At 64.5% G+C, this 20108-nt stretch carries 16 protein-coding genes; 13 read left to right on the top strand and 3 right to left on the bottom strand.

The features are described 5' to 3' along the window. Nucleotides 1-3: 3 nt before the first annotated feature. From AC1DTQ_RS12385 to AC1DTQ_RS12400, 4 genes are all read left to right on the top strand, one after another. Entirely contained in the window at nt 4-6258 is a 6255-nt protein-coding gene (locus tag AC1DTQ_RS12385; RefSeq protein WP_477850094.1) for an Hpt domain-containing protein, read from the top strand. Between the two features lie 33 nt (nt 6259-6291). Next, nucleotides 6292-7566: a chemotaxis protein CheB gene (locus tag AC1DTQ_RS12390; protein ID WP_477849950.1), complete on the top strand. Its 1275-nt coding sequence runs from the start codon at nt 6292-6294 to the stop codon at nt 7564-7566. A gap of 48 nt (nt 7567-7614) precedes the next feature. Then, nucleotides 7615-8085 (top strand): chemotaxis protein CheW, encoded by a 471-nt coding sequence (locus AC1DTQ_RS12395; protein WP_477849952.1) that lies wholly within the window; start codon nt 7615-7617, stop codon nt 8083-8085. A 232-nt stretch (nt 8086-8317) separates the two neighbouring features. Further along, nucleotides 8318-8641 carry an EF-hand domain-containing protein gene (locus AC1DTQ_RS12400; RefSeq protein ID WP_477849954.1) on the top strand — a complete coding sequence of 108 codons (324 nt, stop codon included), beginning with the start codon at nt 8318-8320 and terminating at the stop codon, nt 8639-8641. Nucleotides 8642-8700: 59 nt separating this feature from the next. Here AC1DTQ_RS12400 and AC1DTQ_RS12405 read toward each other — a convergent pair whose 3' ends face one another. Together AC1DTQ_RS12405 and bioA are read right to left on the bottom strand one after the other, a co-directional pair. Beyond that, nucleotides 8701-9429, bottom strand: a complete 729-nt coding sequence (locus AC1DTQ_RS12405; protein ID WP_477849956.1) for a 16S rRNA (uracil(1498)-N(3))-methyltransferase — start codon at nt 9427-9429, stop codon at nt 8701-8703. After that, nucleotides 9426-10823 carry an adenosylmethionine--8-amino-7-oxononanoate transaminase gene (bioA, locus tag AC1DTQ_RS12410; RefSeq protein WP_477849957.1) on the bottom strand — a complete coding sequence of 466 codons (1398 nt, stop codon included), beginning with the start codon at nt 10821-10823 and terminating at the stop codon, nt 9426-9428. The genes AC1DTQ_RS12405 and bioA overlap by 4 nt, the downstream gene beginning before the upstream one ends. A gap of 74 nt (nt 10824-10897) precedes the next feature. Here bioA and nudE point away from each other — a divergent pair, with 74 nt between their 5' ends. From nudE to AC1DTQ_RS12430, 4 genes are all read left to right on the top strand, one after another. Further along, entirely contained in the window at nt 10898-11452 is a 555-nt protein-coding gene (nudE, locus tag AC1DTQ_RS12415; RefSeq protein WP_477849958.1) for an ADP compounds hydrolase NudE, read from the top strand. Further along, entirely contained in the window at nt 11449-12243 is a 795-nt protein-coding gene (cysQ, locus tag AC1DTQ_RS12420; RefSeq protein WP_477849959.1) for a 3'(2'),5'-bisphosphate nucleotidase CysQ, read from the top strand. The genes nudE and cysQ overlap by 4 nt, the downstream gene beginning before the upstream one ends. 400 nt (nt 12244-12643) lie before the next feature. Beyond that, nucleotides 12644-13459 carry a nucleoside triphosphate pyrophosphohydrolase gene (gene mazG / locus AC1DTQ_RS12425; protein ID WP_477849960.1) on the top strand — a complete coding sequence of 272 codons (816 nt, stop codon included), beginning with the start codon at nt 12644-12646 and terminating at the stop codon, nt 13457-13459. 74 nt (nt 13460-13533) lie between these two features. Further along, complete coding sequence (locus AC1DTQ_RS12430) at nt 13534-13836, top strand: Mpo1-like protein (RefSeq protein ID WP_477849961.1); 303 nt, start codon at nt 13534-13536, stop codon at nt 13834-13836. On the opposite strand, the gene AC1DTQ_RS12435 is transcribed toward AC1DTQ_RS12430, so the two are convergent. Beyond that, the gene (locus AC1DTQ_RS12435) at nt 13826-14182 is read right to left on the bottom strand and encodes a DMT family protein (protein WP_477849962.1); all 357 of its coding nucleotides are present in this window, start codon (nt 14180-14182) and stop codon (nt 13826-13828) included. The genes AC1DTQ_RS12430 and AC1DTQ_RS12435 overlap by 11 nt on opposite strands. A 122-nt stretch (nt 14183-14304) precedes the next feature. Between AC1DTQ_RS12435 and AC1DTQ_RS12440 the strand changes: the two genes are divergently transcribed. The 5 genes from AC1DTQ_RS12440 to AC1DTQ_RS12460 all read left to right on the top strand — a co-directional run bounded on the left by AC1DTQ_RS12440 (nt 14305) and on the right by AC1DTQ_RS12460 (nt 19945). Beyond that, the gene (locus tag AC1DTQ_RS12440; RefSeq protein ID WP_093287368.1) at nt 14305-15006 is read left to right on the top strand and encodes a response regulator transcription factor; all 702 of its coding nucleotides are present in this window, start codon (nt 14305-14307) and stop codon (nt 15004-15006) included. A gap of 49 nt (nt 15007-15055) precedes the next feature. Beyond that, the gene (locus AC1DTQ_RS12445) at nt 15056-16324 is read left to right on the top strand and encodes a sensor histidine kinase (RefSeq protein ID WP_477849964.1); all 1269 of its coding nucleotides are present in this window, start codon (nt 15056-15058) and stop codon (nt 16322-16324) included. Nucleotides 16325-16437: 113 nt separating this feature from the next. Beyond that, complete coding sequence (locus tag AC1DTQ_RS12450; protein ID WP_477849965.1) at nt 16438-17970, top strand: efflux RND transporter periplasmic adaptor subunit; 1533 nt, start codon at nt 16438-16440, stop codon at nt 17968-17970. Continuing rightward, on the top strand, nt 17967-18713 hold the full coding sequence (locus AC1DTQ_RS12455; RefSeq protein ID WP_477849966.1) for an ABC transporter ATP-binding protein: 747 nt from the start codon (nt 17967-17969) through the stop codon (nt 18711-18713). The genes AC1DTQ_RS12450 and AC1DTQ_RS12455 overlap by 4 nt, the downstream gene beginning before the upstream one ends. Further along, on the top strand, nt 18710-19945 hold the full coding sequence (locus AC1DTQ_RS12460; RefSeq protein WP_477849967.1) for an ABC transporter permease: 1236 nt from the start codon (nt 18710-18712) through the stop codon (nt 19943-19945). Before AC1DTQ_RS12455 ends, AC1DTQ_RS12460 begins: the two co-directional genes overlap by 4 nt. The last annotated feature ends 163 nt before the right edge of the window (nt 19946-20108 follow it).

Consider the following 20108-nt stretch of genomic DNA (forward strand, 5'->3'; position numbering starts at 1 on the left):
GCCATGAGCCATGCGGTGCTGGGCTGGGTGAAACCCGAGCTGGACGAAACCCTGCGCCTGGCGCGGTCGGAAGTGGAGTTCTTCGCAGAAGATCCCGCCGACACCTCGCGCATGCATTTCTGCGCCGGTTACCTGCACCAGGTGCAGGGCACCTTGCGCATGGTCGAGCTGTACGCCCCGGCGATGGTGGCTGAAGAGCTCGAACTGCTGGCGCGCGCGCTGCAGGAAAAAACCACGGTCGACCAGGATGAAGCCTGCGGCGCGCTGATGCGCGGCACCGTATTGCTTCCCGATTACCTGGAGCGCCTGCAAGGCGGTCACCGCGATATCCCGATCGTGCTGCTGCCGCTGCTCAACGACATCCGCGCGGCGCGCGGCGCACCGGGTCTGAGCGAAAGCGTGCTGTTCGCGCCCGACCTGGAACAGCCGTTGCCGCAGGAGCTGCCGTTGCCGGAAGTGCTGTCCTGGCAGGCGCGCCAAGCACGGGTCGGCGAAGCGCAGGAGCAACTGGACCAGGCGCTTTCGGCCTGGCCGGAAGAGGGCGCGCCAACCGATGCCGGAGCGCTCGCGAGGGCGGTCAACCGTCTGTTGGAAAGCGTCGAGCACATCGCCACCCGGCGCATGCTTTGGGTGGCTGCGTCGGTAGCCGAAGCCTTGCGCGACGACGTACTGCCAGCGACGCCGGCAATGCGCCAGGCCTATGCGGGAGTAAGCCGCGCGGTGCGCGCCTCGCAGCAGGAAGGCGCCAACGGCGCGTCCGCGGCCAGCAGCCAGGAACCGACCCGCCAGTTGCTCTATCTGGTATCCCAATCGCCGGTCCAGCATGCGGCGTTGGATCAGCTGCGCGAAGCCTTCGCCCTGGATGCCGAATCGCCTAGCGAAGCGGAAATCGATCACGCGCGCGGCAGCGTCAGCGGACGCAATCGCGCGCTGCTGGATACCGTCGGCGGCGCGGTCAAAGAAGAATTGCTGCGCATTAAGGATGCGCTCGACCTGCATCTGCGCACTGGTGCCGAAGTGGGCGCGTTGCAGACCCAGGTCAACGAGCTGGGCAACGTCGCCGATACGCTAGGTATGGTCGGCTTGGGCGTGGCGCGCGGAGTAGTCGTGCAGCAACGCGACGTCTTGCGCGAGATAGTGCAGGGTGAGCGCCTGGCCGATGAAAGCGCACTGCTCGATATCGCGGGCGCATTGCTTTACGTGGATGCCTCGCTGGACGACCAGGTCGCGCGTCTCGGCGAAGCGACCGGTGGAGCGGCCGACTCGGCCAGTTCCGAATCACAGCGCACGGTCGAAGTGCTGGCGCAAGAAGCCATGCACAACTTCTCCGCGGCGCGCGAAGGCTTCGTGGCCTTCATCGAAACCAACTGGGACCACGCAGAATTGGCGCAGGTGCCGCGCCTGCTATCCGAAGTGGCCGGCGCTTTGCGCATGCTGGAAATGCCCGAACCGGCCGATTACCTGCTGGGCGTGCGCCAGTACGTAGCGGTAGAGCTGATCGGCAAGCGGCGCGTTCCCGGCGGCCAGCAGCTGGACACGCTCGCCGACGCCATGGCCAGTCTCGAGTACTACCTCGAAGCCCTGCGCGAACGCCGCCCCAACCGCGACGAGATCCTGGATATCACCCGCAGCAGCCTGGAGAAACTGCGCTACTGGCCGGTGCCGGCCGATGAACCGGTTTTGCAGGACACTGCGGTAGAAACAGTGGTATTCGCCGCCGAACCGGAACTACCCGCCGTGGCTCTGGAGGATGCCGAATCCGCCTCTTTCGACGCGCCGCTGGAAACCGTTTCCGACACGATCGAACTCGATCATCCGACCGTCGCCGCCGTGGTGATGGACGAGGAAGCCGCTGCGGCTCCTTCACTGGATACTGCGGCGCTGGAAGCGTTGGAGGTAGAGGAAGCACTGCAGGCGCTCGAACTGGAAGCCGCTTCGTTGGCCGAGGAAGACGAGGCGCTGGAAGGCGAGGCGATCCGGGAGATGGATACCGGCATCACTGAGCCGGCGCCCGTCGTGGAGAGGGAGACGGTCGCCGCCGAGGTGGCACCCACTGCGTTCGTTCCTCAGACGCCCGCTCTGGGTGGTTTCGAAACCGCCGCCAGCGACATCGACGACGATATCCGCGAAGTGTTCATGGAAGAGTTCGATGAGGAAATCGTCAATCTCAACCAACTGCTGCCCGCATGGAGCGTCGCTCCCGACAACATGGAGCGTTTGCGTTCCATTCGCCGCGTTTTTCACACGCTCAAGGGCAGCGGCCGCCTCGTAGGCGCCAAGCTGCTGGGCGAGTTCGCCTGGAAAGTCGAGAACATGCTCAACCGCGTGCTGGAAGGCACACGTCCGCCCTCTGGCGCGGTGATCGCGTTGCTGGAACATTCCACGCAAGTGTTGCCGCAACTCAATGCCGCCTTGCGCGGGCAGGGCCGCGTCACTGCAGACCTGATCGGTCTGCAGGAACTCAGCGATCGCGTCGCCGCAGGCGAGGAAGCGTTCTACAAAGCGCCGACCGAAACGGGCGCTGCTCCTGCCTACCAGGAACCCGAAAGCGAAGTCCAGGCGAAGTTCGAACCGGAAACCGAAGGCACGCCCGCCTCGGTGGATGGAGTATTGCGCGAGATATTGGAAACGGAAGTCGGTGCTCATCTGGAAACCGTCGACCAGTGGCTGGCGCGAGCGCAAGCCGCACCTACCCAGGCCGACGAGTCGCTGTTGCGCGCGTTCCATACCATGAACGGCGCGTTCGCCATGGCCGACGTGCCCGAGATCACCGACGTCACCGGTGCCGCAGAGCAGTATGTGAAGCGTCTCTCGTCCGCCAGGGAAGCCGCATCTACCGAAGGCGTGGCCGCATTGGCCGACGGCGCCCATGCGATCCGGCGCAGCATCGCTGCCTTGCAGGCGACTTCGCCGCGCATCCCGGTCTTCGCCGCGCTTGCGGCGCAGCTCATCGGCCTGCGCGACAGTCTGCCGGAAGCCAGGCCGACCGCAGTCATCGTCGACGACTCGGCGCAAGGCACCTACACCGAAGCGATGCCCAGCATCATGCCGCCGGTATCGCCCAGCGACGTCGAGCTCTCGGCGCACGATCTGTCCGCTTATTTCGGTCACGAAGCTCACACCGAAACCGAAACCGGCGGTGAAACCACGGCGCTTGAGAACGGCGAACTCACGATCGCACCGAACGACGAAATAGTGTTCGACGATCAGGCGATCGTGCTGGAAACCGAAGTGCCGCAGTCCAAGCAGCCGGCAGTCACGTTCTACGATATGGAACTGACCTACGTGCGCGAACCGGTCGCCAAGCCGCTGGTGCCCGCGCCCGAAATCGCCGACGGCGAAACGGCGGTTCAGCCCGAAGAAGCTGCGAACGAAATGGCAGTTGGCGAAGCGGACTTGCCGGAAGCGGCGACCGCCGAAGAGGCCTTGCCCGAAGTGGAGGAAGCCGTTCTCGAAAGCGCGCAGGAAGAAGAGCCCGCGTTCGAGGCGCATGCGTTCGAGGAGCCGGTGGCGGTCGACGAGGACGTGGAAGCCAGCGTGGTGGAGGACATTGCGTTCGAGGCGGTTGTCCTCGAGGAGCCCGCAGCCGACGAAGTGGAATTCGAAGCCCCCGTCGAGGCAGTACCGGTCGAAGAGGTCGAGATCGAAGAGATCGAGAGCGGAACCGTGGAAGCCGAAGTGGCCGAAGCGGTTTCCGTCGAATCCGATGTGGATGTGGTGGAAGCAGTCATCGATACCGTCGAGCCCCCGAGCGACGTCGTGCCGGAGCAGCCGGCAGTAGAGGCAGGGGTGCAGGAAATGGTGGATACCGTGGCGACAGAATCCGACGAGCCCGTCGACACCGGCGATGCGTCGCCTGGCGAGGACGCGGCAGAGGAACAGGAAACGGCGGCCAACGCCTACGCGGCAGCGCCCGCACTGCCCGACGACGCACTGGATTTCACCGAGCTGGATCGGGATCTGGTGGATATCTTCGTCGAGGAAGGCAACGACCTGCTCGATCACTCCGACGGCTTGCTGGCCAAGCTCCGCGAAACCCCGGACGACCGTTCGCTGGTCACCGGTCTGCAACGCGATCTGCACACCATCAAGGGTGGCGCGCGCATGGCCGGCATCAACGCCATCGGCGACCTCGGTCACGCGATCGAATCGTTGCTGGAACAAGTGGCCGCGCAGCGCATGGATCTGGACGGCGACAGCGTGCGCCTGCTCGAGCGTGGTTTCGATGGCCTGCATGGCCTGGTGACCAAAGTCGGCGCGCATCGCAAGGCGCCGATGCCGACCGAACTGATCGCCGAATTCGAGCGGCGCGCCCGTCCGCAAGAGGTCGCCACCCTCGACGCGTCCGCCGACGGCGCGACTGCGATGCCGGCGATCCCGCTGGCGCCGCTTTCTGCACCTATCGACACCGCCTTCCCGGGCGACGACGAGGCGATGCCGTACGCCGCGCAGGAGCAGGTACGCGTTCGCGCCGACTTGCTCGACCGCCTGGTCAACCACGCTGGCGAAGTGGCGATCTACCGTTCGCGCCTGGAGCAGCAATTGGGCGCGTTCCGCGGGGCGATGTCCGAATTGGACCGCACCAACATCCGTCTGCACGATCAGTTGCGCCGCCTGGACCTGGAAACCGAAGCGCAGATCGTCGCGCGCTACCAGCGCGAGCAGGACAAGCGCGATCCGACTTTCGATCCGCTCGAACTTGACCGTTTCTCCACCCTGCAGCAGCTCAGCCGCGGTCTGGCCGAGTCCGCAGCCGACATCACCGGTCTGCAGGGCGTGCTCGACGATCTGGCCCGCCAGTACGACACCTTGCTGCAACAGCAGTCGCGCGTGAGTTCGGAACTGCAGGACGGCCTGATGCGCGCGCGCATGGTGCCGTTCGACGGTCTGGTCCCGCGCCTGCGCCGTGTGCTGCGCCAAGCCGCTACCGATACCGGCAAGCAGGTCAAGCTGCACCTCGATGGCGCCCATGGCGAGCTCGACCGCAATGTGCTGGAGCGCATGACCGCCCCGTTGGAGCACTTGCTGCGCAATGCCGTGGCCCATGGCCTGGAATCGCCCAAGCAACGCCGCAAAAAGAACAAGCCCGAGGAAGGCACGGTGCAGATCGCACTGCGTCGCGAAGGCGCGGAAATGGTGTTCCAGGTCTCCGACGATGGCGCGGGCATCGACCACGCCGCGATCCGTCGCCGCGCAGAACAGCGCGGCATGGTGCCGTCCGATGCGCATATGAGCGACGCCGATCTTGAGCGTCTGATCCTGGAATCGGGCTTCAGCACCTCCGACAGCATCAGCCAGCTCGCCGGCCGCGGCGTCGGCATGGACGTGGTCTATAGCGAAGTCCGCCAGCTTGGCGGCTCGTTGGAAATCGCTTCCGAATCGGACAAGGGCACCACCTTCACACTGCGTCTGCCGCAGACCTTGGCGGTCACCCAGGCAGTGTTCGTGGAGATCGGCGAAACCCAGTTCGCGGTGCCGGTTGCGGCAGTGGGCGGCGTGGGCCGCATCTCTCGCGATCGTTTCGAAACCGCCGGTGCGGTCTACGTCTACGGTGGCGAGGAATACGTGCTGCACGACCTGGGCGCGCTGATCGGTCAGGCCCCGGCGCGTGCCGAAGGTCAACCGCAGGTGCCGTTGCTGCTGGTGCGCGCGGGCGACCTGCGCGCAGCGGTGGCCGTGGATCAGGTGCTCGGCAACCGCGAAATCGTGGTCAAGCCGGTGGGTCCGCAGATCGCCTCGGTGCCCGGCATCTACGGCGCCACCATCACCGGCGACGGACGCATCGTGGTGATCCTGGACGTGGCCCCGCTGGTGCGCCGCCACATCCTGCAGCCGAACCTCTTCGTCAGCGACACGCCAGCGCCGGAAGAGCGCCGCGTGCCGCTGGTGATGGTGGTCGACGATTCGCTGACCATGCGCAAGGTCACCGGCCGCGTGCTGGAGCGCCACAACTTCGAAGTGGCCGTCGCCCGCGACGGTGTCGAAGCGCTGGAGCGTCTCGAAGAACGCGTGCCGGACCTGATGCTGCTCGACATCGAAATGCCGCGTATGGACGGCTACGAACTGGCGACGGCGATGAAAGCGGATCCGCGCTTCAAGGACGTGCCCATCGTGATGATCACATCGCGTACCGGCGACAAGCATCGCCAGCGCGCCATGGAGATCGGCGTGCAGCGTTATATGGGTAAGCCGTATCAAGAGCTGGACCTGATGCGCAACGTCTACGACCTGCTGGGAATCGCCCGTGTCCGCGAATGATTCCTTTCGAATGATTCCTTTCAAGGTGGCGCGATGACCGGAAACACCAGACGCGTCGCCTTGCTGGCCCGCGCCGGTGCCGCGCGCGAGCAATTGCGCGCAGCCTTGCATGAGGCGGGCGCTGAAATCGTGCTGGAAGACGATCCTAACGCCATCGATGGCCGGACCCTGGGCGATGCTTCGCCACAGGTGGTGCTGGTAGCGTTGGAAGCGGCGATCGAAGACAGCCTTTCGCGCTTCGATGCGGTACTGCACGACCCGGCAGTGGCCGTGATTTTCGACGAAGCCGAGCTGGCCGCGCGCCGCGAAGGCTGGGAAGCCAAACGCTGGGCACGGCATCTCGCCGCCAAATTGAACGGTCATGCGGATGTGTTGCCGCCTGGCGGCGAAATCGACGACAGCCACCCCGAACCGGGCCTGCCGCGCACGCCGGCGCAGATCCACGCCCATGCGGATATCGAGCCGCATCTGCAGGAAGCGCAGGACGTTGCGTTCGAACTGCCGCGCGGTGGACTGGAACTGGTGGAAATCGAAGAGCCCGGTTCCAGCCAGTCCTTCGATCCTGAAACCTGGAAGCCGGCCGCGAACCCGTCGCATGATCAGCCTTTGCAGGATGGTTTCGAACAGAGCCCGGCCTCCGCACCGGCGGAGCCGGTGAGTGTTTCCTCACCGCCGCCGTTGCCGTCATCGACGCCAGCACCGGCGCCGGCAAAAACCAGCGGACTCGCGTTGGAGCTGGAATCGATCCATGTCGTCACGGCCGGCTCGACCGGTTCTGTAGTTCGCGGTGCGGCGCTGCTGTTCGCGGGCATCGGTGGTCCGGATGCGGTGCGCAAGGTACTGGCCGATCTGCCTCCGGACCTGTCGCGTCCGGTGCTGGTGCAATTGCGCCTGGACGGGGGGCGCTACGACAACTTGGTCAAGCAGATGGAACGCGTTTCCACACTGCCGGTCGTGTTGGCCAAGGCTGGCGAGGTCGCGCATGGCGCGCATGTCTACGTGCTGCCCAATGACGTCGCGGTGAACGTGGTGGAAGGCGTAATCCATTTCGGCGAAGGCGCGCTGCAGTCCGATACGCTGATCGCTTCGCTTCCCGCGGCCGAGAGCGCGGTGCTGCTGTTGAGCGGTAGCGATCCGGCACAGGTGGAGGCAGCCATGGCGCTGGCGGCGCAGGGCGGCTTTGTCGCCGGCCAATCGCCGCAGGGCTGCTACGACCCGGCGGCTGCCAAAGCATTGGCGGCCCGCGGAGGAATGGTGGCCACCCCGGGCGAACTCGCAACGCATTTGGCTTCGCATTGGCCCGATTAATCGGAATGACGACCAAAATGATGACCGGAACGACTAAAGGACACACAGATGGCTAGTTCCAACGACGAAATCCGCGGGGTATTGGTGCAGGTAGGCGAAGAGCGCCTGTTGTTGCCCAATGCGACTGTGGCCGAAGTGCTGGCCCGGGTGCCGGTGGAATCCATCGCTGACGCCCCGGCCTGGCTGCCCGGTCAGATCCTCTGGCACGGCTGGCAGGTCCCGCTGGTTTCGTTCCCGCGCATGACCGGTCAGGGTGAGGAAAGCGTGGTGGCCAGCAGCAAGATCGTGGTGCTCAAATCGCTGAGCGGCGGCGAAGCCATGCCGTATTTCGCGTTGTTGACGCAATCGTTCCCGCGACTGATTTCCGTGCCGCGCGATGGCCTGCTGGCCGATGCCACCGAGGAACAGCTGCCAGCGGGCGTGCAGATGCGCGTCCTGCTAGGCGATGAGGCGGCCCTGCTGCCCGACCTGGAAAGCATCGAAGTCATGATCGGCAACGCCCTGGCGCAAGCCGCCTGACCTGATCCTGGTTTGGCCGAGTGAAGTCTGCGCGACTCGTTCGCGCCGCCGCTCCGACGGGTCCCCTCCCATCGCCGGTTACGGTCCGAAAGTCCGTATTGGCGAATTCGCCAAATTCCCGTTATTTCGGGCCATTTCGCTGAACGGACGCTGCATGGCGAGGCCGAATTCACGGTCAGTTTCCAAGCGCGGCGCGAGCCTTCGCTCACCACACCCAACGTGGAGACGAGCGATGAAGAAGTCGATATCTACCTTGATTCTTTCACTGTCGGTCTTACTGATAGCGGGGCCGGCCTGGACGCAGGAATCGACGTTGCCGCATGTCAAACAAGTGCAGACCGCAGCCGGCCCGGTGACTGTACGCTGGGGCCAACCTGCGCAGTCGCCGAGCATCGAGAAATACCGCGCGCAGATCGCCGCGCTGGACAAGAGCGGCGACGGCAGGCTGAGCTTCGATGAGTTGCCCGCCGGCAACGAGTTGAAAGGAAAGTTCAAACTGGTCGACCAGAATCACGATGGCGGCTTGAGCCCTGAGGAACTCGCCAATTGGTACTGATTCGGCGGGCCGCAGATTGCGGCGTCGGGGGCGTAGCCCCGACCTACAGTCAACGCGCGCTACAAATCGCCGAATCGGGATTGCAGCGCGGCGATAGCGGCGAGACCGGCGGTTTCGGTGCGCAACACGCGCGGACCCAAGCGCAAGCCGGTGTAGCCCGCCGCTCGCAAGGTCTCGCGGTCGCGCGGCGACCAGCCGCCCTCGGGGCCAATGGCCAGCGTGACGGAGGAGGCGGACGCCGGGAGCGACGCGAGCGTGTGTTCGCCGGTCGGGTCGAGCGTCAGTTTCAATGAATCCGTGCTCGCCCGAGCCGCGTCGGCCAGAGCAGCGGGTGCCGTAAGCCGCGGGATGGTCGCGCGGCCGCTTTGTTCGCAGGCCGACACGATGACGCTGCGCCAATGCGTCATCCGCTTCTCCGTGCGTTCGGCATCCAGTTTCACTTCGGTACGCTCGGCCAGCACCGGCGCGATGGCGGCCGCACCGAGTTCGGTCGCTTTCTGCAGGATCAGGTCCATTTTCTCGCCGCGTGCGATACCTTGCAGCAGCGTGATGCGGAACGGGGATTCGTTATCGACCGGATCGATGCTAAGGATCTCAACGATAACCTCGCGCTTGCCCGCGGTCGTGATGCGGGCTGCGCAGTCGTTGCCGTCGCCATTGAACAGCACGCAGCCATCGCCCTCGTGCAGGCGCAGGACGCGCACCAGGTGGGCGGCGGCCGATTCGGGCAGCACGATTTTGGCGCCGACCGGCAACGGCAGATCGACATGGCAACGGGTCACCCTCATGCGGTGGCCTTGTCGATGGCGATCCGGGTGACCGCGGACAGCAACCTCAGTTGCTCGTCATCCACACAGTAGGGCGGCATCCAATACAGCACATCGCCGAGTGGACGCAGGACCACGCCATGCTCCAGCGCCGTGCGATACGCCTTCAGTCCGACCCGCTGCTGTGCAGGGAAAGGGGTGCGTTTGTCGCCGTTGCGGGTGATTTCGAAGGCCACGATCATTCCAGCCTGGCGCACGTCGGCGACCTGCGAATGCGAGGCGAAATCGGCCGCCAGCGCGCTCATCGTGGCGGCGGTCGCCTGGTTGCGGGCAAGCACGCCGTCGCTTTCGAAAATATCCAAGGTCGCCAGCGCCGCCGCGCATGCCAGCGGGTTGCCGGTGTAGCTGTGCGAATGCAGGAACGCGCGTTCGCGGGAATCGTCCAGGAACGCGTCGTAGATTTCCTTGGTCGCCAGCACCGCCGCCAGCGGCAGGAAGCCGCCGGTCAGGCCTTTCGACAGACACATCAGGTCGGGCGTCACGCCGCTTTCCTGGCTGGCAAACATCGGTCCGGTGCGGCCGAATCCGACCGCGATCTCGTCGGCGATCAGGAATACGCCATGGGCGTCGCACAGCTGGCGTACCCGCGCCAAATACGAGGGGTCGTGCATGCGCATGCCGCCCGCGCACTGCACGCGCGGCTCCAGGATCACAGCGCAGATCTCGCCAGGATGCAGATCGAACAAATCGGCCATCGCGTCCGCTGCGCGGCGGGCGCAAGTGGCCGCCGATTCGCCGGGCTCAGCGAGGTAGGCATCGGGCGAAGGCGCGAACAGCGCTTCGCTCAGCAACGGCGCATAGACGCGCCGGTACAGCGGAATATCGCCCACTGCCAGTGCGCCGATGGTTTCGCCGTGGTACCCGTTTTCCAGGGCGATGAACTTACTGCGCCGGTGTTCGCCGCGGTTGTGGAAATAGTGGAACGCCATCTTCAGGGCGACTTCCACGCCGGCCGACCCGTTGTCGGCGTAGAACACCTTGGCCAGCGGCTTGCGGTCGGCCTGCCGCGGCGCCAGCTTCAACAAGCGCTCGGCCAGTTCCACGGCCGGGGCATGCGAGAAGCCGGCGAGCATCACCTGTTCCAACGTCTGCGCCTGCCGCGAAATCGCGCCTGCGATGCGCGGTTCGCTATGGCCGAACAGATTGGTCCACCAACTGCTCACCGCATCCAGATACCGGCGCCCGTCGTAACCCACCAACCAGGCGCCTTCGCCGCGTGCGATCGGCACCAGCGGCAGGGTATCCGGGTGCTCCCGCATCTGCGTACACGGATGCCACAACACGGACAGGTCGCGCGAACGCCAGTGGCCGGCCTCCGTTAGCCCAGCCTCTGTTAGCCCGGCCTCTGTTAGCATTCCAACTTCATGATCTTTTTTCTGCATTCGCACATCATATCGGCCGCCGCCAGCCCTCGCACCGGAGTGGGTCGATGAGTCGCCGCCTGCCTGTCATCCACTCCATCACCGAGCGTGCCGAAGGTCCCTCCGACCGCACCGTGGAAGTACTGGACCTGGAGTTCAGCAACGGCGAGCGCCGGCGTTTCCACCGACAAAAGCCGCATGGCCACGGCGCCGTAGTGGTGGTGCCCATGCTGGACCACGAAACCGTGTTGCTGGTGCGCGAATACGCCGCGGGCGTGCATCGCTACGAGCTGGGACTGGTCAAGGGCCGCATCGACGCCGGCGAGACGCCGGCGCAGGCCGCCGATCGCGAGTTGAAGGAAGAGGCTGGCTACGGTTCGCGCCGGATCGACGTGCTGCGGGCCATGAGTCTCGCCCCGACCTACATGAGCCACCAGTCGTGGTTGGTGCTGGCACGCGATCTCTATCCCGAGCGGCTGCCCGGCGACGAACCGGAAGAATTGGAAGTGGTGCCCTGGAAGCTGGACGAATTGGATCAGCTGATGCTGCGCGAAGACTTTTCCGAAGGGCGCTCGTTGGCCGCGTTGTTCATCGCGCGCGAATGGTTGAGGAATCCGACATGAACCTGGTAACCGCCGATCTGCAGGAAGCGGTGATCGCCATCGCGCGTGAAGCCGCCGCGGCGATCTTGCAGGTCTATGAGAATGCGTTCGAGGTCGAACAAAAATCCGATGCCAGTCCGCTGACCGCTGCGGACATGGCCGCGCACCATGCCATCGTCGACGGCCTGCAAAAGCTAACACCCGATTGGCCCGTCTTGTCCGAGGAAGCGGCGGACATTCCCTGGGAAACGCGCCGCCACTGGACGCGCTACTGGCTGGTGGATCCATTGGACGGCACCCGTGAGTTCGTCAAGCGCAATGGCGAATTCACGGTAAACATCGCGCTGATCGACGACGGCGTCGCAGTGTTCGGAGTGGTTCTGGCCCCTGTCGGCGGCGCCTTATGGCACGGTGCGCTCGGCCAGCAGGCCTACCGGCGCGACGGCGAAATCGACGTGGCGCTGCGCACGCGCGCGCCCGCAACCGGGACGCTGCGGGTGGCCGCCAGCCGCTCGCATCGCGATGCGCGTACCGATGCGCTGTTGGCCCGTATCGGCGATGCCGAAACGCTTGGCCTAGGATCCTCGCTCAAGTTCTGCCGTATCGCCGAAGGCAGCCTGGATGTGTATCCGCGTTTCGGTCCGACTTCCGAGTGGGATACGGCGGCGGCGCAATGCGTTCTCGAAGCTGCAGGCGGCGTGGTCATCGCGCCGGATGGCAGGCCGTTCCGCTACAACCAGCGTCCCACCTTGCTCAATGGCGATTTCCTGGCGCTTGGCGATCCGGCATTGCCGTGGAAGTCTTGGCTCTAGGCTTTTGCTTTTTTGTTTAGACCCGTGAGACGAGGCAAGCGGGGCGGGTAAACCCCGCAGGGGCGGCGCACAGGGATGTGCGCCGTTTTTTGGAGCAGCAGGATGCTGCTTCCAAAAATTCCTGCCCCGCTTGCGAACCCGGCGGCTTCATCGCCGGGCGCGCCGTTAGGGCGGCTTTCTTTTGGTTACTTTTCTTTGCCGTTCAAAGAAAAGTGACTCGCGCGCAGCGCGAAACGCTTTTGCTTCAGATTTTAAGAAGGTAAAAAGCAAGATCAAGATGGATCCCAGCTTGACCAGCCATTCGGCTGTTGAAAGCCGCTGGGATGACATCATGGATTGTTGATAGACCTTTCCCCATTCGATCACAGTCTTCCAGACACTACCCGAGCACTTGCCCTCGATGAATGCGCCCGACGTTAGCGATCTGCTTACCATCATGGCTCGCCTGCGCGATCGGCAGAACGGCTGCCCCTGGGACATCGAGCAGGATTTCGCCAGCATCGCGCCGTACACCATCGAGGAGGCCTATGAGGTCGCCGATGCCATCGACCGCAATAATCTCGAGGACCTGAAGGACGAACTGGGCGATCTGCTGTTGCAGGTGGTGTTCCATGCGCAGATGGCGCAAGAGCAGGGCGCGTTCGATTTCAACGATGTGGTCGCGGCCATTTGCGACAAGATGACCCGTCGGCATCCGCATGTGTTCGCGGGTGCCAGTGTCGAGGATGCGGAAGCGCAGACCCGCGAATGGGAAGCGCAGAAACGCCGCGAACGCGAGGCGGCGGGCGATGCGGATGCTTCCGCGCTCGCCGGGGTGTCGCGCGGCCTGCCGGAATGGCAGCGCGCGGCCAAGCTGCAGTCGCGGGCGGCGCGGGTGGGTTTCGACTGGCCCAGTCCGGATCCGGTGATCGCCAAGCTGCACGAGGAAATAGAGGAAGTGCGCATGGAGTTCGCGCGAGGCGATGTGGAGGCCAACCGCGAACGCCTTCAGGACGAGATCGGCGACGTGCTGTTCGTCTGCGCCAATCTTGCGCGGCATGCCAAGGTCGATGCCGGCGCCGCATTGCGCCAAGCCAATCTCAAATTCGAGCGTCGCTTCCGCGCCATGGAGGCGCTGGCCGCCAGCGAGGGCACTACGCTGTCGGCGTTGCCGTTGGAGCTTCAGGACGAATACTGGGTACGCGTGAAGCGGCTCGAACACGGGCAAGATCCCTAGGGCCGCGAGCGTTGTGCCTCTGCAGCGGCGGCGGCATGATACGGGACCCATGTTGCGGGCCACCAGGACTTCCCATGAGCCGTTTCGCCAGCTTCCGCGAGTTCTATCCGTTCTATCTCGAAGAACACCGCAATCTTATTTCGCGCAGGCTGCATTTCATCGGCAGTTGCGGGGTCCTGGGATTGTTGGCGACGGCCCTGTTCACCGGCAATCCCTGGTGGGCGCTGGGCGCGCTGTTCTGCGGCTACGGGTTCGCATGGGTCGGGCACTTCTTCTTCGAGAAGAACCGTCCGGCGACATTCAAGCATCCGTTCTATTCGTTCGCCGGCGACTGGGTGATGTTCAAGGACATATTGACCGGAAAGCTCAAACTGTAGCGGCGCCCGGCTCATAGAACATCAGGAAGGCCGCGCCCACAATCAGCGCGAAGGCCGCGTAGTGGTTCCACTTCAGCGGTTGCCCCAGATACCAGGTCGAGAATCCTGCGAACACCACCAGGGTGAGGATTTCCTGGATGGTTTTCAGCTGCACGACCGTGTACACGCTGCTGCCTAGCCGGTTGGCCGGCACCATCAGCGTGTATTCGAAGAAGGCGATGCCCCAGCTGGCCAGAATGGCCACGATCAAGGGCGAGCTCTTGTACTTCAGATGCCCGTACCAGGCGAAGGTCATGAAGATATTCGAACCGAGTAGCAACAGCAGGGGCAGGAGGCGGGCGGTCATGGTGGTCTGGCGAGTGAGGGAAGGGCGCTAGCCTACCGTCTGGGCCGGTCCGCCCGCCGCCTTCACATGGCGTCAACTTGAAAGCGGGTAGCTTCACAAACCTGAAGCGATAAGGAGACGGCATGCGCCATACACAGGAAACGGCCGGGCTGGTACTTGTGGTGGAGGACAACCGCAACATCTCGGAGATGATCGGGGAATACCTGGAAGGCCGCGGATTCGAGGTGGATTACGCCACCGACGGCCTGGATGGGTATCGCCTTGCGGTCGAGAACAGTTACGACGTGCTGGTGCTGGACCTCATGCTGCCGCGCATGGACGGCATGGAAGTCTGTCGCCGGCTGCGCAACGAGGCCCGGAAATCCACTCCCGTATTGATGCTAACCGCACGCGACACCTTGGACGACAAACTGACCGGGCTAGGCTCGGGTGCGGACGACTACCTGACCAAGCCTTTCGCCATCCAGGAACTTGAAGCACGGCTGCGCGCGCTGATCCGGCGCGAGCGACGCCAAGTGGGCGCCGAAGTCCTGAAGGTCGCCGACCTGGTGCTGGATCCGGTGAGCATGCGGGCCACGCGCGGCGGCTCCGAGCTGATGCTGTCGCCGATAGGCCTGCGTCTGCTGACCATCCTGATGCGCGAATCGCCGCGCGTGGTCACCCGGCAGGAGATCGAGCGGGAGATATGGGGCAATGGCCTGCCCGATTCGGATACCTTGCGCAGCCATCTGTACAACCTGCGCAAAGTGATCGACAAACCCTTCGACAAACCGTTGCTGCATACGGTGCAGAGCGCAGGCTATCGCATCGCCGATATCGCCTGACCGCGACCGCAGCCGCAGCGTGCCCAGCCGCAAACTAACGGAACCGAAAATGCCGCAGGGGTTGCCACGCAAGATTCGGATCGCTTTCATCGTGCAGGTAGCGCTGGCCAGTCTGGCGATCGTATTGGGGGTTTTCCTGGTTTCCGTGGTGATCAAGCAGAGCCTGATCAACACCGCCCTGCAGGAAGAAGCGGCGCATTACTGGGATTTGTACGGGGCATCCGAAGCCCAACCGCCGCCCAATACCTACAACATGCGCGGTTACCTGGTGTTGCGCGGGCGCTCCAACCTGCTGCTTCCGGAAAACCTGCGCACGCTCAAGCCCGGCTTCCACGAATTGAAAGACGACGACCTGCTGGTGTTGGTCGACGAGAAGCCCGCTGGCCGTCTTTACCTGGTGTTCCTGCGTTCGCAAGCCGCGCGCTTGGCGTTCTATTTCGGTACGTTGCCCATCATCCTGACCCTGGTCACCATCTATTTCGTTTCCTGGCTGACCTACCGTGCCTCCAAGCGCCTGATCTCGCCGGTCACCTGGTTGGCTCGGCAAGTCACGCAATGGGATCCCCGCCATCCGGACGTCAGCGCGTTGGCGCCCGACAGACTGCCGCCCGATGTGCAGGGCGAGGCCCGCCAGCTCGCCTCGGCGCTGCACGGCCTTGCCCATCGCGTATCGGCGCATGTGGCGCGCGAGCGCGACTTCACCCGCGACGCCAGCCATGAGCTGCGCACGCCTCTGACCGTGATTCGCGTGGCCAGCGACATGGCCATGGCCGAAGACTCTTCGCCGCGAGTGGCGCGTTCGCTGCAACGCATCCAGCGCGCCGGACGCGACATGGAGGCGGTGATCGACGCCTTCCTGATCCTGGCTCGCGAGAACGAGGTGGAGCCGCAGAGCGAAGATTTCGAACTGGCCGACATTGTGCTGGACGAGGCCGACAATGCGCGTGCGCTGCTGGTCGGCAAGCATGTGGATCTGGAGGTCACCTGCAACGCCAAGCCGCGCCTGCATGCGCCGCCGCGAGTGATGCAGGTGGTGATCAGCAACCTGCTGCGCAATGCATGCAGCTATACCGACCGGGGACGTATCGACGTGGTTCTGGAGCAGGACCGGGTCATCGTTCGCGATACCGGCATCGGCATGAGCGGGGATTCGATGGCGCGCGCTTTCGAACCGTTCTACCGGGCCGATCCCTCGCGTCCGCAGGGGACCGGCCTGGGCCTGTCGATCGTGCGGCGCCTGTGCGATCGCTTCGGCTGGAAGATAGAGCTGGAAAGCACGATGGGCGCCGGCACCGCCGCGACCATCCGCTTCGCTTAAGTCGCGGTGAACGCGGCACGCGTCGGGAACTGCAAGCCTGCTCATGCTGTCAACGATGACCGCAGCCGTGCGTTCAATGCCCGAATCCCCACTTCTCCAGGTCCGACTTTCGCATGAGCCAGCAGCGACGTAGTGTTCCCAATTCTCGAAAGCTGGTTTCCCGGATCGTGCTTGCCGTAGCGGCGCTGGCGCTGCTCGGAGCGGGCTGGTGGTACTGGAACAATCGTGAAAGCGAGGCTGCGGAGGGCGCGTACCGGACCACGCCGGTCGAGCGCGGCGGCATCCGGGTTGCGATCTCGGCGACCGGCACCCTGAGCGCCATTTCCACGGTCACCGTGGGCAGCCAGATCTCCGGTCAGGTCACCGACGTGCTGGTCGACTTCAACAGCAAGGTTAAAAAAGGCGACGTGCTGGCGCGCATCGACCCCAGCACGTACGAGGCCCAGATCGAACAGGGCACGGCGCAGATCGCCAGCGCCAGCGCCTCCCTGGCGCAGGCGCGGGCGACGCTGCGCAACGCCGAACTGGATTACCAGCGCAAGGCGGACCTGGGCAAGCAGAAGCTGGTCGCCCAGAGCGATGTCGACCTGGCCCGCTCGGCGCTAGATCAGGCGCGCGCGCAGGTCAATTCCTCGCAAGCGCAGATTCGCCAGCAGACGGCCTCCACCCAGACCACGCGCGTCAACTTGCAGCGGACAGTGATCACTTCGCCGGTGGATGGCGTGGTGCTGACCCGCACGATCGAGCCCGGCCAGACCGTGGCCGCCAACTTCTCCGCGCCGGAACTGTTCACCATCGCGGAGGATCTGGGCAAGATGAAGATCGAGCTGGCCGTGGACGAATCCGATATAGGCCAGGTCAAGGTGGGACAAGTGGTTTCCTTCACCGCCGATGCCTTCGCCGACCGCCAGTTCAAGGGCACGGTGGAACAGGTGCGGCTGGCGGCTACCACCACCAATAACGTGGTGACTTATCCGGTGGTCGTCACCGTCGACAACAGCGACGGTACGCTGCTTCCGGGTCTGACCGTCAACGCGGAGATCGAGGTCAGCAAGCGCGACAAGGTGCTGAAGGTTTCCAATGCGGCGTTGCGCTACAAGCCGGCGGCGGCAAACAATACTGGCGCGGCCCAGGCGCCTGCGCAGGGCGCGCAACGCGGCGGCGGCATCACCGAAGACCTGGCCCGCACGGTCGCCGATCTCAAGGTCAATCCGCAACAACAGGCGGCCTTCGATGCGGCGGTGGCTTCGGTCCGCCAACGCCAGGCAGCGCGTCAGGCGCAAGCGGTGCAAGGCGGCAATAGTATGTTCGGTGGCGGCCGCGGCGGCCCGCCTGGCATGGTGGTGATGGGCGGCAGCGGCTCGGGCGATATGCAGGCTCAGGTCCGCCAGCGCATGGCCGAACGCTTCCAGCAGGATTTCGCAGCCTTCCGTGCCGGTCTCGACGATGCGCAGAAGCAGAAGTGGGATGCCGCGCTGGGCGCGCTGCTCAACGCCAAGCGCGCGTCGCTCTACCGGTTAGTCGATGGCAAGCCCGAACCGGTGATGGTGCGCATCGGCGCCAGTGATGGCACCGCCACCGAAGTATCCGGCGGAGGCCTGAAGGAAGGCGACGAGATCATCACCGGCGAGCGCGCCAAGGAATGAGCGCGCCATCTTCTACAAGGGCCGCCTCTGCAAGGGCCGCCGACATACCGGTCATCCTGACCCGCGCGCTTTCCAAGATCTATTCGCCCGGCACCGAAGCCGAGGTCGCCGCCCTGCAAGGCGTGGATCTGCGCATTGGCCGCGGCGATTTCGTCGCCATCATGGGTCCGTCGGGCTCGGGCAAGTCCACGCTGATGAACCTGATCGGCTGCCTGGATACGCCTACTTCGGGCGTATACGAATGCGATGGCGTGGATGTGTCCACGCTGGACAAGGAGTCGCTGGCGGAACTGCGCCGCGACAAGATCGGTTTCGTGTTCCAGGGCTTCAACCTGCTGCCGCGGATGAATGCGTTGGAAAACGTCGCCATGCCGCTGGGTTATGCGCAAGTGCCGCCGGCCGAACGCATGAGGCGCGCGCAAGAGGCGCTGGCGTCGGTGGGGCTGGGCGAACGCTCGTCGCACAAGCCTAGCGAGTTGTCTGGCGGGCAGCAGCAACGCGTCGCGATCGCCCGCGCACTGATCAACCGCCCGCCGATCCTACTGGCCGACGAACCCACCGGCGCGCTGGACAGCAAGACCGGCGAGGAAATCCTCGCGCTGTTCAAGCAACTGCGCGACGACGACCACACCGTGGTGCTGATCACCCATGACGCGGAAGTGGCGGCCCACGCCGATCACATCTTTGTGATGCACGATGGCCAGCTCTTCCATGACGGCGCGCACAAGCAAGGGACCGTATGAACTTCACCGACATCCTGCGTACCGCCATCCACGCGCTGCGCGGCAACTGGATGCGCAGCGCGCTGACTTCGCTGGGTGTGATCATCGGCATCGCGGCCGTCATCGTGATGGTGTCGGTGGGGCAAGGCACCCAGGCCGAAATCGACAAGATGGTGTCCGGGCTGGGTTCGCAGCGCCTGGATATCTCGCCGGGCGCGGGTCGTGGCGGCGGCGGAGCGCGCATGAGCGCTAGCAGCTTTTTCACCCTCAACGAGGGCGACGCGGAAGCGATTCGCAGTGAGATTCCGGAAGTGCAGTACGTGGCCGGCGCGCTGCGCGGCAACACCCAGGTGGTTTATGCCGAGAACAATGCCTCCACCAGTTGGCAGGGCGTGCAGGCCGACTATTTCGACATCAACGGCTGGTCCATCGCCAACGGCGAAGGCTTCGACGCACAGGACTACACCAGCGCCGGCAAAGTAGTGATCCTGGGTGAAACCACGCGGCGCACGCTATTCGGCGACGACCCGGGCATCGGCCAGACCATCCGTTTGGGCCGAGTGCCGTTCACCGTGGTCGGCACGCTCAATTCGAAAGGCCAGGGCGGCTTCGGCCAGGATCAGGACGACGTGGTCATGGTTCCGCTGGAAACCGCGCGTCGCCGCCTGATGGGCGCCATGGGCCTGCCGTCGGGCGCGGTGATGCAGATCGCATTGACCGTGACCAGCGCCAAGGACCTGACCTACGTGCAGAGCGAAGTGGAAGCGCTGTTGCGCCAGCGCCATAAGATCGCGCCCGGCGCTGACGACGATTTCAACGTGCGAAACATCTCCGAGATCGTCGCCACACGCACCGCCACGACCAACCTGATGTCGAAATTGCTGGGCGCGGTCGCCACCATCTGCTTGATCATCGGCGGCATAGGCATCATGAACATCATGCTGGTGTCGGTGACTGAGCGTATCCGCGAGATAGGCCTGCGCATGGCGGTGGGCGCGGGGCCTTCCGACGTGCGTAGGCAGTTCCTGGCCGAGGCAATGCTGATCTCGCTGATCGGCGGGGTGATCGGCATCGTCATCGGCGTAGCGGGCGCGTTGCTGGTGGGAAAATTCAGCGAACTGCCGATCGTGCTCAACGGACAAGTGGTGGCTCTGGCGGCGGCGTTCTCCATCGCCACGGGCCTGTTTTTCGGCTACTACCCGGCCAGAAAAGCCTCGCAGCTGGATCCGATCGAGGCGCTGCGGCAGCAATAATGCGCTCCTTCTCCCTCCGGGAGAAGGAGCCCGCAGGGCGGATGAGGGAATGGAAAATCAGTATGTGGTGTAGCTTTCCGTGACTAGAATTTTCACTCCCTCATCCGGTGCTACGCGCCACCTTCTCAGCCTTGCACACCCTATGGGCGCCAGTGGGAGAAGG

The organism is Pseudoxanthomonas sp. P4_B2, assembly GCF_056402315.1.

Coding starts and splice junctions, on each gene's coding strand:
- AC1DTQ_RS12460 (WP_477849967.1), top strand. CDS start 18,710: ATGAACTTCACCGACATCCTGCGTACCGCCATCCACGCGCTGCGCGGC.
- AC1DTQ_RS12450 (WP_477849965.1), top strand. CDS start 16,438: ATGAGCCAGCAGCGACGTAGTGTTCCCAATTCTCGAAAGCTGGTTTCC.
- AC1DTQ_RS12435 (WP_477849962.1), bottom strand. CDS start 14,182: ATGACCGCCCGCCTCCTGCCCCTGCTGTTGCTACTCGGTTCGAATATC.
- nudE (WP_477849958.1), top strand. CDS start 10,898: ATGAGTCGCCGCCTGCCTGTCATCCACTCCATCACCGAGCGTGCCGAA.
- mazG (WP_477849960.1), top strand. CDS start 12,644: ATGAATGCGCCCGACGTTAGCGATCTGCTTACCATCATGGCTCGCCTG.
- cysQ (WP_477849959.1), top strand. CDS start 11,449: ATGAACCTGGTAACCGCCGATCTGCAGGAAGCGGTGATCGCCATCGCG.
- AC1DTQ_RS12445 (WP_477849964.1), top strand. CDS start 15,056: ATGCCGCAGGGGTTGCCACGCAAGATTCGGATCGCTTTCATCGTGCAG.
- AC1DTQ_RS12400 (WP_477849954.1), top strand. CDS start 8,318: ATGAAGAAGTCGATATCTACCTTGATTCTTTCACTGTCGGTCTTACTG.
- AC1DTQ_RS12395 (WP_477849952.1), top strand. CDS start 7,615: ATGGCTAGTTCCAACGACGAAATCCGCGGGGTATTGGTGCAGGTAGGC.
- AC1DTQ_RS12455 (WP_477849966.1), top strand. CDS start 17,967: ATGAGCGCGCCATCTTCTACAAGGGCCGCCTCTGCAAGGGCCGCCGAC.
- AC1DTQ_RS12390 (WP_477849950.1), top strand. CDS start 6,292: ATGACCGGAAACACCAGACGCGTCGCCTTGCTGGCCCGCGCCGGTGCC.
- AC1DTQ_RS12405 (WP_477849956.1), bottom strand. CDS start 9,429: ATGAGGGTGACCCGTTGCCATGTCGATCTGCCGTTGCCGGTCGGCGCC.
- AC1DTQ_RS12430 (WP_477849961.1), top strand. CDS start 13,534: ATGAGCCGTTTCGCCAGCTTCCGCGAGTTCTATCCGTTCTATCTCGAA.
- AC1DTQ_RS12385 (WP_477850094.1), top strand. CDS start 4: ATGAGCCATGCGGTGCTGGGCTGGGTGAAACCCGAGCTGGACGAAACC.
- bioA (WP_477849957.1), bottom strand. CDS start 10,823: ATGCTAACAGAGGCCGGGCTAACAGAGGCTGGGCTAACGGAGGCCGGC.
- AC1DTQ_RS12440 (WP_093287368.1), top strand. CDS start 14,305: ATGCGCCATACACAGGAAACGGCCGGGCTGGTACTTGTGGTGGAGGAC.